The organism is Alteromonas nitratireducens, from assembly GCF_040812025.1.
In the GTDB taxonomy this organism is placed as follows: domain Bacteria; phylum Pseudomonadota; class Gammaproteobacteria; order Enterobacterales; family Alteromonadaceae; genus Alteromonas; species Alteromonas nitratireducens.
Genome location: NZ_JBFNPK010000006.1, coordinates 196,589 through 208,337, shown reverse-complemented (window position 1 = coordinate 208,337; position 11,749 = coordinate 196,589). Strand labels below are relative to the sequence as shown.

Here is an 11,749-nt window from a genome sequence, read left to right as displayed (position 1 = left end):
TGGCGGCAATAGCGACGTGGTACCACCTGAATCCATTCCGAACTCAGAAGTGAAACACGTTAGCGGCGATGGTAGTGTGGGGTCTCCCCATGTGAGAGTAGCACACCGCCAGGCTCCCAATTCGAAAAACAAAGAACCCAGCGAAAGCTGGGTTTTTTGTTTTCAGAACTGGCACTGACGTGCCACTTCAAAGAGCGACCTAACCCATCGGGAAACAATCTCAGGGCGCGAGTTCTGCATGAAGCGTAGAGTAACAACCCATCCCTGGTGCAATGACCAGCTCTGCATCCGTGCTTCATGCTCTACTCTCGGCGTACCACTGGTACCCCTCGCTCGTTTCACTCACTGTTCAAAACCTGAGTGAGGGCCTAAGCCCCATGTGACAACGTGGTCGTCTGGGACTTTCCGATCTAAATAGTGAGGTTCAAAAGCACGTAGCGGCTATTGTTGATAACAACGTGACAGGGCTTACTGCAAACAGTTTAGTGGAAGTAAGCGGGTAGAGTGGGCCACTAAGTAATAATGTTCAGATGCTGATTCAGTGCGCTGAAGCTGTTTGTTCTTCTGCCAGTTCCGCAAGGATGGTTTGCGGATCCCTAAGGCCATAACGCGCTTTCAGGCGGGCAATAAGTGCTGGTTGACTGTCAATGAAGGCATCGAGCTGTTCGATTAGCTTTCCATGTCGAATTGTTGCGACCATAAAGCCAACATCAGCATGGGGTAAGCTGACATCCAGGGTCAGATTGCTGATATCTGGTGTCACAGACTCAATATATTTTGCGACGTGATATTCGATGTTCATAGCGTCAACACGATGGCGCGACAATAACTTAAGTCCTGATGGGATGTCGGTAACCGTAGTCAGTATGGTTTGCTTGGTATCGATGCGTTGTTGCCAGTTAAGCGGCGTGAACCCAAGGGGCATTGCAAGGCGTTTAATCGCGTCAATACCTTGTCCAACATTATCCGCCAGCATCACTGTTCCGCCGAGCGCACGGGTTAATGGCTGAGAAAAGGTCTTTTTACTTGCAGGAATAATTTGATTGTACCAGTCCGGATTGTCGGGATAGACAAAATCCACTTTGCCTTTAACCATTTCCATCTGAAGGCGCCTGACCGGCATATCCAGATAAACAAACTCATGACCAGTGGCTTTGGCAAATGCCTGAAGTACCGCCCATGCATAACCTTTATCGATTTCGGAACCGAAATCATAGTGGGGATAATATTGAATATCCTGGGCGCCCACGACAAACGTGTCAGCCTGAATACGACATGCCATAAGGCTGGCTATTATGAAAAGACCCTGTATAAACCGCTGAAACATAGCCAGAGCACCTCCTACTACATACTAAAAGTATCCTAAGCAAGAGGCCGTGTAAATGTTAAGGGTGATACGTAGTCAGTGGAAATCCCGTGAATTCTGGGTAAAACCAGTCAGGGCATCGCTTCTGTCTGTCAGTTTTCCTGCAATTATATGCACCACACCTTCCGGCGAGCGTTCAAGAATGCCGTCCACCTGGAGGAGCCTGGCATTAAGATAGGCCCGTTGCTGTGCGCGCGACGTCGCCTGCCACACGATGACATTCATATTGCCAGTATGATCCTCAAGGGTAATGAATGTGACGCCGCCAGCTGTGCCGGGAGCCTGTCGGCCGGTGACACAGCCGAATACTTTTACCAGACCCTTGTTCTGCACCTGCGATAAATCCCGTGCAAGGGTAATGCCTCGCAGGGCGTTTTTTTTATGCAGCAGTGCAATCGGATGGTGTGTCACTGACAGGCTAAGGGCATGATAATCCTCAATCATATCCTCTTCGTCTTCCGGTGATCGAGCCAGACGGAATGTGTCCTGTTGTGAAGCGAACAGGGGCAAATCAGGCTGCTGGTCCATCAATGTCCAGCGCGCATCGAAGCGATGTTCACTGAGAAGCCGAAATGCGTTACCACTGGCCAGCGAAGCTGTGTCATTGCGACTGATCCCGGTTTGTCTGACCGCATTTATTGAGGGATAGCCGCCATCAGGTCTGGCACGAACTACCGTAGCAGCGGCCTCGTCAGACAAACCTTTAATTAAACGTAACCCAAGTTGAATGGCAACGCCGGTTGCAGTCATCACCAGTGTATGTTCAACCTGCGAGTGGTTAACGCAGGGTGCATAGACCTCAATGCCGTGTCGCTTTGCATCCTGAACCAGTTGTGAAGGTGAATAAAACCCCATAGGCCAGCTATTGAGCAGAGCTACATAAAACGCGGCAGGGAAATAGTATTTGAGCCAGCACGAAACATAAGCAAGCACGGCAAAAGAAGCAGAGTGTGACTCGGGAAAGCCATAACCACCAAAGCCTTTTATCTGTTCAAATAAATTTTCCGCGAACTGTTCATCGTAGCCTTTCTCCATCATCCCGCGGATCAGCTTGTCACGAAACGCATAAATACGGCCATCTTTTTTCCAGCTCGCCATGGCGCGCCTGAGCTGATCTGCTTCGCCGCCGGTAAAGCCGGCAGCCACCATAGCAAGCTGAATGACCTGCTCCTGAAAGATAGGTACACCAAGCGTACGGGAGAGCACAGATTCAACCGCGTCAGAGGGGTAGGTCACAGGCATCATGCCATGTCTGCGCTGAAGGTACGGGTGCACCATGTCGCCCTGAATAGGGCCCGGCCGCACAATAGCAATTTGAACGACTAAATCGTAATAAGACCGGGGCTTCAGCCTGGGAAGCATCGACATCTGAGCGCGTGACTCAATCTGAAAAACGCCGACCGTATCGGCTTCACAGACCATGTCATAGACCTGCGGATCATCACCCAGCCGGGTTATGAAGGGAATAGTGACGTCATAACCATAGTGTTGCCGGATTAGCGAAAAGCATTTTTGAATTGCAGTCAGCATACCCAGTGCGAGAATGTCGACCTTGAGCAGGCCAAGATATTCAAGATCGTCCTTATCCCACTGAATGACAGTACGCTCCTGCATGGCGGCATTTTCAACAGGCACCAGTTCATAAAGTGGCCCATTGGCAATCACAAAGCCGCCAACATGTTGAGACAAATGGCGGGGGAAGCCGAGGATGGCCTCAGTCAGTGAAATCAGCTGCTGTGTTTTTTGGCTATTCTCATCAAGCCCATGACCGGTGATTTGTGACTGCCAGGGCATAGCACGATCGCGCCGGTTTACCTGTTTTATAATATAGTCGAGCTGGGTTTCATTAAATCCCAGCGCTTTACCCACATCACGAAATGCAGACTTAAACCGGTAGGTAATCACCGTGGCGGCAAGGGCCGTGCGCTCCCGGCCGTATTTTTGGTAAATGTACTGTATGACCTCCTCGCGCCGGTTATGCTCAAAGTCCACATCAATGTCAGGTGGTTCATCCCGTTCTTTGGAAATAAAGCGCTCGAACAGTACGTTGATCTGGCGTGGATCGACAGCTGTAATTTCCAGGCAATAACAAACTACCGAGTTAGCCGCCGAGCCCCGTCCCTGATATAAAATACCGCGCCGTTTCGCAAACTGCACAATGTCGTGAATGGTCAGAAAAAAGTATTCATACTGTTGTTCCTGTATCAGCCGAAGTTCTTTTCTAATGATCTCTCGTATCGAGTCTGGAAGTCCGTCCCGGAAGCGACGTTTTATGCCTGCTTCAACACACTCGCGCAGGTAACCGATGGGAGTTTTATCTTCCGGTACCAGCTCTGCGGGATACTGATAATGCAGTGAATCCAGCGAAAAGGTGCACTGGGCAGCCAGCTCACAGGCATTGTTTATCCATGATGCCGGGTAAAGCTTCTTTAACTTAGCCGGGGTGCGCAAACTGCGCTCCGCATTTGCAATCGCTTCAAGGCCCAGTTGATCAACCCGTTTGTGGGTCCGTATGGCATGCAAGACATGTTGTACAGGCAAGCGGTCGGGATGATGGAACAGTGCGTGGGTTGCGGCTACCACAGGTAATCCGTAGGTGTGGGTAAGACGTTCCAGTTCGGCAAATCGCTGATGATCATTACCATCCAGCCAGCGAAAGCCAGCAATAGATAAACGGTCCTGATGAAACGATTTCAGCCACGCTGCCCAGTGATCATTTTGCGCCTCACCCTGTGTCGGTATCCAGATAAACAGACAGTGTTTAATGGTCCTTAAGTCCCATTCTGCCAGTTGGTACTGGCCTTTTTCGGCGCGCCGCCGCGCCTGGGTAATTAACCGGCAGAGTTCGGAGTAGGCAGCCTGGGAAGGGCAAAGCAGTACGAAAGACAAGCTATCGGAAAAGCGGAAAAAACTGCCTGTGATAAGTTTAACCGACAGGTTTTGTCGCCTGATTTCAGCATGTGCACGAACAATTCCTGCTACAGAGCACTCGTCGGTGATGGCAATAGCCTGATAGCCAAGAAAGGCCGCAGTAGTCACCAGCTCTTCCGGTGATGAGGCACCGGTATGAAAGCTGAAGGTGCTCTGGCAAATCAGTTCACTGTAACGCATCAACTATAGACTCCATGTCGATACCAGGGGCCAGCATCTTCTCTGAAAACCTGCCAGTGCTCCCCCTGACAGGTACGCACAATAAAATAATCGCGTTTTACACCAGCGTTGTCCCACCAGCCTGTCTGAATTCTGTGTGGGCCGAAAATGACCCGGCTCTCTGCGCCCAGTACGTCTGGCGTTGCCAGGATAAAGGCTGGTGAATCGTCTTTTACTGCGTCGTGGCTGGCAGGCCGGGGGGCATCTGACAACACGCCAAAGCGATGATCATGTTGTCTTGAGGGCTGCCACAGCGCCTCGTCACCAAAGCGGGTGCGTAAGCGGCTTAGCAGTTGTGCTCTGGCAAAATAACTGGTTTTGTCGGTAAAGAAATCACCACTGTTACCCTGATGAGGCTCCAGAACCTCACAATCCAGTTGCAGCTGGGTAACCGGTGCAGGCAACTGACAGGTTTCAAGCCAGACATCGACAAGTCTGAGCCAGCTTCCGGCTTGCGTCAGTAAAGCCGAAGACGAGAACGTGCGGCTGTCAGAGGGCGCGTCACGGTAGCTCAGGGTAATACGTATTTCATTACTGCCCTGGTTTCTTACACGTAAAAACACTTCCAGATTATTCAGTAGCCGGCAAAGGTAAGGGCGACAGTGGGCCGCAAGCTCAATATCAAAAGTGACTTCCACACGTTGAGAAAACGTGTCCTGAGGCTGAAAAGGCGTGAGTTGGGTAAACCCCGTACTGCGTAATGCATGAATATAACGGAGGGTCGTATTATTGAAACGTTTTCCCAGCTCACTGACGGGTAAGGCCATTAATTGTTTTATTGTTCGCACGCCAATGCGGTGAAACGCACTGATTGTTTTTGTATCCAGTTCAGTAAATTGCAGAGAACACGCGTCTAGCGCCTGCCTGATCGCCACCGTGTCACTTTGCAGCATATTACTATGCGCCAGAGCCAGTACCCTGGCACACTCTACGCTCCAGCCACCGGCATACTGTATGTCTGATACCCGCGGCGAAATTTCATGTACGATGGCATTGAAGGCAACCTGGTCGTTACCATAAAGGAAACGCAGATTGTCCAGACGTACGGCCAGCGCCTGCTCTTCCACCACCAGAATGTCCGAGGCAACCTGGTACACCCGATCTGCCAGGCTAAGTAAATAGCGCTTTTGCGCTTGCGCATCGTAGGTATGCACCTGTAAATCAGAACATAACGCGGCGGCCTGGGCCATTCCCATGCCTACGCAAATACCGTGTTTACGGGCGGCCTGATTGATCTGACAAACCTGATTCTGAGACGGTGCATATATCGCGGTCGGCATGTCGCTGGCGGTGTCACCCAATAACCGAAGGTCCAGTGATAGCGAGGGAAAGTGCAGGTACAGCCAGTGTTGCATGTTAACTTACCGTACGCAGTACACCGGTGTCGGTATTATCGGTCTCCATGATCCGGCTTATGGGCGCGTTGGTTGGTACATAAGAAAACGCAAAGCGGATATCGTCGACAGGCCAGCCACCCAACTGCTTTTTTATGCGGACACAAAGCCCTTCTTCTGTCGGAGTTAACTGAAGATCAAGACTCACCGGTAATGCTGTGTGTCTGGCAGTTTCCGGCATATACAGAAATATCAGCGCATCATTACTGGTTGCGGCAACATGCAGGCGCCTTGCCTGTTTTAGATGAATGGCACTGCACCAGAGTAGCACAGCATGACAACTGGCACTTTTGAGGCACTGTTCGGCAGCCCACAAGGCCTCCTGATCGTTCGGCGTGGAGAGCTGAAATACCTGTTCGCAACAAAGTTGCCGCCGGGTTAGCCAGTCACCCTGCAGGCGCCCGGGTGCATTAATAAACATGACCAGTTTATGTTGTCGGTGTGCCTGCAATACGCGTGAAAAGACCGAGACTTCACCAATACCAGAAGCGCTGCATATACGTACCAGACCAGACGTGCTTATCCCGCCATTTAGGGCGTTATCCAGCGGTGTATGGCCGGTTTCAAACCGATCACGACCGGACGGATGCCGGTTGGCTCGCCAGATACCTGGGTGTTTATCAATAAGAGAATGGGGATCAGTCATAGCACTACAATACTGTACATGTATACAGTATTATAGTGCAGGAATGACCTAATGCAACTGACTATCCCTTGCTTTGGTCAGTGTTGCCGGCAGGTTCCTGATTTTTCGAAGATTCTGTTTTACCCATAAACGAACGGGCAATGTTGCCACAGGCGCTGATAAAGCTTTCTGCAGTATTTCGTGACCAGCTTAAGCGCACCTCGCTGGGCATATTTTTGATCACATCTTTCACGTCCTGCAGTGAGGTGTCCTTGCCCCGAAGCACAAATTTAATAGCTTCTTCAACGGTGGCGTCTTTTTCACAGCAGGCCATGACAATATCGGTGAAGTAACTGAACAGCGTGTGCAGGTGTTCGTAATCCTTGGCTTTGATCAGTCCTTTACTGTTTGCGGTTTCCAGCCGGCCCATAATGTCCTGTTGCTGTTCGCTGGCCAGCAGTAATACGGTTCTTAATGCATATTTCGTCCGCTTTGATAAGGCCTTGGCGTTGCCCTGTGCGACTACCAGTTCGCGCTGTACATTCTGAAAGCGCAATACAAAATAAATCAGCAGCAGGGACAATATCCCAATAATACTAAACGAGATCATTGCTGGCGTGCTTCCTGGGTTGTCTGAATATAGCGGTTAACCTGCTTCTCCAGAATGAAAAGTGGTACGGAACCGTGCTCCAGCACGGCACGGTGAAATTTTCTCACGTCAAAGTCTTTACCCAGCTCAGACTCTGCCTGCTTACGCAGTGCTTTGATTTTTATCTCACCAATTTTGTAAGACAACGCCTGCGCCGGCCAGGAGATGTAGCGATCAATTTCAGTCCTGACATTATGCTCGGATAACGCGGTATTCGTGAGCATATAATCCAGCGCCTGATCACGGCTCCAGCCAAACATGTGCATGCCGGTATCCACGACCAGACGACATGCCCGCCACATTTCATAGCTCAGGCGGCCAAAGTGGTCATACTCATCTTCATAGATGCCGGCTTCGATACCCAGAAACTCTGAATACAGCCCCCAGCCCTCGCCAAATGCTGAAATATACGTGTTCTGTCTGACTTTGGGCAGGTCTTCCAGCTCAGCGGCCAGTGAAATCTGCAGGTGATGACCGGGTACTGCCTCATGCAGAGTCAGCGCGGGCAGGGCGTACAACGGGCGCTTATCCAAAGCATAGGTGTTTACCCAGTAGTATCCCGGCTCGTCATCTCTGGAGGGACCAACATAGCGACCAGTGGTGTATTTCGGCGCAATGCTGTCTGGCACCGGGGCAACGCCGTAAGGGGTTCTTGGCAGAAATTCAAACAGCGACGGCAGCTTTGCATCCATTTTCTTGGCAATGAACGACGCCTCTTTCAGCAGTGCTTCTGCACTGTCAGCGTAAAATTGTGGGTCGGTACGCAGGAAATGAATGAACTCATCAATGGTGCCATCAAATTCAAGCTTATCGACAATCTCCTGCATCTCGGCCCGGATGCGCGCCACTTCTGCTTTTCCTAAGGCGTGTATTTCTTCAGGCGTCATGTCTGTGGTGGTGTAGTGTTTTACCCTGTCGCGGTAGTACGCTTCACCATCAGGCCAGTCTTTTGCCGCAATTGAGGTTCTGGCTCCGGGAATATAATCATTGACTAAAAAGTCATAAAACGCCTGATAAGCGGGGGTGACCGACTGTTCAACGACGGCTTGTGCCTGACGCTGAAGCTTTTGTCGGGTTGGTTCGTCAATGTGCTCAGGGAACGTCTTAAACGGTGCATAAAACGGGCTGTCGGTCGCCGCTTCTTTTATGTAAGGAAGCACAGAGTCTTCAAAGCCCTGCATGACCACTTTTGGCTGCGTGAAGCCGGTCTCAAGACCTTCCCGCATATACGAAATTTGCTGTTCAAAATAGGCTGGCAGGGCTTTCAGGCGGGCCAGATAGTCGGTGTAGTCTTTGACGTCGCGGAAATTTACCGCTCTGGGCAAAGACGCCATACCAACATGAAAACCGTATTCTGACGTAATCGGCACCAGGTGATCATTAAAGCGGTAACCAGAAATGTAATTATCCAGACGATAATGCTGCATCAGTAATGAAATATAGGCTTCATCTGACAGCACAGTGGCGTCAAAGGCGTTGAGTTTCTCTTTGAAGTCCAGCCAGTGTTCATATTCTGCCTTTCTGGCAGAAGGAGAGATGTCAGCCAGTTTGTCGTTGGCCTCACTCAGCCCTTCACGGGATGCCATCATCGGAGACACACTCAGTTCATACTGCCAGATTTCATCCAGCAGGCGGTAAAGTGACTGATCCTGGTTTTCCGCCAGCGCCATATTGACTGAGCAAACCCAGAAAAGGGTGAACAAAAATATGCGTTTTACCATGGTGTCTCCGTGTCGGCGGCCTCAGTCTGCGACGGGCTCACTCATTTTTTGGTGTGTAGATTGGTCCCGGGAATGCTGTCACCTTATCAGATAATTGTGTGATTTTGGCAGTCCCCTGTTTTTTTACTGCATCAATTCGCAGCACGTTATGCATTGGCACATAGGTAGAGGTGACATCTGCAAATTCTGTTTTGAGCTTTTCGTGGGAGGGATCCACCACCACGCTGGTGTGGGTATCCCAGACAAAATCGCCAATTTCGACAAACCCAAACAGGCTGCCCTGAGTCAGGCGTTTTACATACAGCTCGTAGCGTTCGCCATTACTGACAAACTGCACTCGGTAAATAGGATCTTCACTGCTCATGGTTTAACAGATTAAGGTTAATCAGGGCGGCAATTTTACACCGTGGAGAATTGACTATGCAAAGCGCTTTGACACGGTTTTATCATGTAAACAGGACGCAGGTCGCAAACCGGTGCAATCAAATTGGCGAATGGACGGCGGTGGGTTACCATGTCGAAAAATTAACAACAGGTAGTACCTATGACAGTAAAAAAATGGTTCGGCCAGACATGGCTGAGTGGCGCTGCGGCAGCGTTACTGGCGTTTAGTGCGGGTGCACACCAGCATGAAGGCGGTGAGGTGTCGTTTTCGCCTGATACACAGCGCATTAAATCACACCTTTTCTTCTTAGCCGACGATCTGCTGGAAGGGCGGGATACCGGCTCTCGCGGTCATGACATTGCCGCACTGTACATTGCCACCGAGTTTGCCAAGTACGGGCTGACCCCAATGGGCACTGATGGCTACATGCAGAATGTGCGATTCCGCAAAGCGATGCTGGTACAGGAATCTCCCCAGTTTTCACTGACCAAAAACGGCGACACTGTTTCTTTTGATTACCCGAAAGACTACCTGGCTGGCCCCAGTCTGCTGTCAGAGCAGGCCGGCGTGACCGGTGAAATGGTGTTTGTCGGGTACGGCATTATTGCCCCTGAGCTTAACCACAACGACTACGACGGCCTGGATGTGAAGGGCAAGATTGTTGTGACACTGGCAGGCAAGCCGGGCTCGTTTCCGTCTGAGGAAGGCGCGCACTTTGCCTCTGGCTATCAGAAGCAGAAGTATGCCGCAGAGCATGGTGCGATTGGCATGATCACCGTGACCACGCCGAAAAATGAAAAAGTGCGTCCTTACCAGAGCCGCCTCAGCTACATCCATACCCCGCGTATGGCATGGCTGAAAGACGACAATACACCTGCAAATACATTCCCGCAGCTCAAAGACGGGGCTTACCTTAGCGAAGGCGCTGCGCGCGTGCTGTTCGACGGTGCCGAGCAGTCACTGGATGAGGTCTACGCCATCCTCGAGAATGATGGTGTGCCCGCCGGTTTCCCACTGCCTGGTAGTGTATCGATGAGTAAACAGAGTACCCATACTCAAATCTCCAGTCCCAATGTAGTGGCTAAACTGGAAGGCAGCGATCCTGCGCTGAAAGATGAGTATGTTGTGTTCTCTGCCCACTCCGATCACATCGGGTTTGCGAAAACCGTGAAAAAAGACAACATCAATAACGGGGCGATGGACAATGCGTCTGGTACCGCGGTTATGCTGGAAACTGCCCGCCTGTTCAGCCAGATGGAGCACAAACCAAAGCGGTCTATTCTGTTTGTGTCAGTAACCGGCGAGGAGAAGGGACTGCTGGGTGCCGATTATTTCGCGCATAACCCTACTGTACCGGTGCAGTCTATGGTGGCCAACGTTAACCTTGATATGCCTATCCTGACCTACGAGTTTGCGGATGTTATTGCGTTTGGTGCCAACCACAGTGACATGCAGGCCTCGGTTGAGAAAGCGACCAGCAATGCCGGTATTTCACTGAGTCCGGATCCATGGCCTGAGCAGGCACTGTTCACCCGCTCAGATCACTATGCCTTTGTAAAACAGGGTGTCCCGGCTGTGTTCCTGGTACCGGGTCTTAAGTCCAAGGATCCTGAGGTAGACGGTGCCAAGGTTTTCGGACAGTTCCTGTCTACCCATTACCACAAGCCAAGTGATGACATTCATCAGCCATTTAACTGGAATGCGGCAGACACCTTTACCCGGGTAAATGCCCAGATAGGCTGGACGCTGGCTAACCAGGATGCACGTCCAAGCTGGAACGAAGGCGATTTCTTCGGCACCACTTTTGGTCGTAACTAAGCAACAAAAAAGGCGCCTCAGGCGCCTTTTTTGTTATACAAATAACCGTTTAAAACATTGCCACTGGTCGGCAAACTGCTCAGTAGGCTTGCGCGTAAAGCCGCTGCGGATAAACAGGTTTATGCGTCCGTCGGTATAGCAAATCAGCATGTTGGCAATGACGCCTTCATCGGCGGACAAATCTTTGCCTTCACGCAGTTTGCGTTCACGCAATACCTGCTTTAACTGTGTCTCAAGCCGATCATACAGTTTGGCGATACGGGCTCGCAGACGCTCCTGTTCACCCATCAGGGCATCGCCATTAAGAATACGGGTAATCCCCGGGTTCTTTTCGGCGAAACCTAAAATCAGGTGAAGAATCAGCTGGCAGCGTGCAAGCGAGTCTTTTTCCTCATTAACAATCTTGTTGATGCGGGTAAACAAGGTTTCTTCGATAAATTCAATCAGCCCTTCAAACATGCGGGCCTTGCTGGGGAAGTGGCGATACAGTGCGGCTTCAGAGACGCCGACTTTTTCAGCCAGTTTTGCCGTTGTAATGCGTTGCCCGGGGCTGGTCTCCAGCATTCCGGCAAGCGCTTGCAGAATCTGCGCGCGGCGATTGGGTTTTTTTACAGCTGGCATAACGAGAGTGTTCCTCCGCT

The 11,749-nt window shown here is 50.9% G+C and carries 9 protein-coding genes and 1 rRNA gene; 2 read left to right on the top strand and 8 right to left on the bottom strand.

Annotation, left to right across the window (positions count from 1 at the left end):
- Positions 1–114 (top strand): 5S ribosomal RNA (gene rrf, locus AB1N33_RS07960); the annotation flags it as partial.
- Positions 115–538: 424 nt separating this feature from the next.
- Here the strand turns inward: rrf and AB1N33_RS07955 are convergent.
- From AB1N33_RS07955 to AB1N33_RS07925, 7 genes are all read right to left on the bottom strand, one after another.
- A complete protein-coding gene (locus tag AB1N33_RS07955; protein WP_411271014.1) occupies positions 539–1,282 on the bottom strand; it encodes a substrate-binding periplasmic protein in 744 nt (247 codons plus the stop codon).
- Between the two features lie 120 nt (positions 1,283–1,402).
- A complete protein-coding gene (locus AB1N33_RS07950; protein ID WP_411271013.1) occupies positions 1,403–4,477 on the bottom strand; it encodes an error-prone DNA polymerase in 3,075 nt (1,024 codons plus the stop codon).
- The gene (locus AB1N33_RS07945; RefSeq protein WP_411271012.1) at positions 4,477–5,871 is read right to left on the bottom strand and encodes a Y-family DNA polymerase; all 1,395 of its coding nucleotides are present in this window, start codon (positions 5,869–5,871) and stop codon (positions 4,477–4,479) included. The genes AB1N33_RS07950 and AB1N33_RS07945 overlap by 1 nt, the downstream gene beginning before the upstream one ends.
- A 1-nt stretch (position 5,872) precedes the next feature.
- Positions 5,873–6,556, bottom strand: coding sequence for a translesion DNA synthesis-associated protein ImuA (imuA, locus tag AB1N33_RS07940; protein ID WP_411271011.1), 684 nt, complete (start codon positions 6,554–6,556; stop codon positions 5,873–5,875).
- A 61-nt stretch (positions 6,557–6,617) separates the two neighbouring features.
- Positions 6,618–7,145 carry a hypothetical protein gene (locus AB1N33_RS07935; RefSeq protein WP_411271010.1) on the bottom strand — a complete coding sequence of 176 codons (528 nt, stop codon included), beginning with the start codon at positions 7,143–7,145 and terminating at the stop codon, positions 6,618–6,620.
- Positions 7,142–8,905, bottom strand: a complete 1,764-nt coding sequence (locus AB1N33_RS07930; RefSeq protein WP_411271009.1) for a DUF885 domain-containing protein — start codon at positions 8,903–8,905, stop codon at positions 7,142–7,144. Before AB1N33_RS07930 ends, AB1N33_RS07935 begins: the two co-directional genes overlap by 4 nt.
- Before the next feature lie 37 nt (positions 8,906–8,942).
- Positions 8,943–9,269, bottom strand: coding sequence for a DUF1820 family protein (locus AB1N33_RS07925; protein ID WP_411271008.1), 327 nt, complete (start codon positions 9,267–9,269; stop codon positions 8,943–8,945).
- Between the two features lie 180 nt (positions 9,270–9,449).
- Here AB1N33_RS07925 and AB1N33_RS07920 point away from each other — a divergent pair, with 180 nt between their 5' ends.
- Complete coding sequence (locus tag AB1N33_RS07920) at positions 9,450–11,108, top strand: M28 family metallopeptidase (RefSeq protein WP_411271007.1); 1,659 nt, start codon at positions 9,450–9,452, stop codon at positions 11,106–11,108.
- A 33-nt stretch (positions 11,109–11,141) separates the two neighbouring features.
- Here the strand turns inward: AB1N33_RS07920 and slmA are convergent, their stop codons facing one another.
- Positions 11,142–11,729: a nucleoid occlusion factor SlmA gene (slmA, locus tag AB1N33_RS07915; RefSeq protein ID WP_411271006.1), complete on the bottom strand. Its 588-nt coding sequence runs from the start codon at positions 11,727–11,729 to the stop codon at positions 11,142–11,144.
- Between the last annotated feature and the right edge of the window lie 20 nt (positions 11,730–11,749).

What these genes read in the sequence shown, in the direction of transcription:
- AB1N33_RS07950 (WP_411271013.1), bottom strand. Translation starts at nt 4,477, where the DNA reads ATGCGTTACAGTGAACTGATTTGCCAGAGCACCTTCAGCTTTCATACC.
- AB1N33_RS07925 (WP_411271008.1), bottom strand. Translation starts at nt 9,269, where the DNA reads ATGAGCAGTGAAGATCCTATTTACCGAGTGCAGTTTGTCAGTAATGGC.
- imuA (WP_411271011.1), bottom strand. Translation starts at nt 6,556, where the DNA reads ATGACTGATCCCCATTCTCTTATTGATAAACACCCAGGTATCTGGCGA.
- AB1N33_RS07935 (WP_411271010.1), bottom strand. Translation starts at nt 7,145, where the DNA reads ATGATCTCGTTTAGTATTATTGGGATATTGTCCCTGCTGCTGATTTAT.
- AB1N33_RS07930 (WP_411271009.1), bottom strand. Translation starts at nt 8,905, where the DNA reads ATGGTAAAACGCATATTTTTGTTCACCCTTTTCTGGGTTTGCTCAGTC.
- slmA (WP_411271006.1), bottom strand. Translation starts at nt 11,729, where the DNA reads ATGCCAGCTGTAAAAAAACCCAATCGCCGCGCGCAGATTCTGCAAGCG.
- AB1N33_RS07955 (WP_411271014.1), bottom strand. Translation starts at nt 1,282, where the DNA reads ATGGCATGTCGTATTCAGGCTGACACGTTTGTCGTGGGCGCCCAGGAT.
- AB1N33_RS07945 (WP_411271012.1), bottom strand. Translation starts at nt 5,871, where the DNA reads ATGCAACACTGGCTGTACCTGCACTTTCCCTCGCTATCACTGGACCTT.
- AB1N33_RS07920 (WP_411271007.1), top strand. Translation starts at nt 9,450, where the DNA reads ATGACAGTAAAAAAATGGTTCGGCCAGACATGGCTGAGTGGCGCTGCG.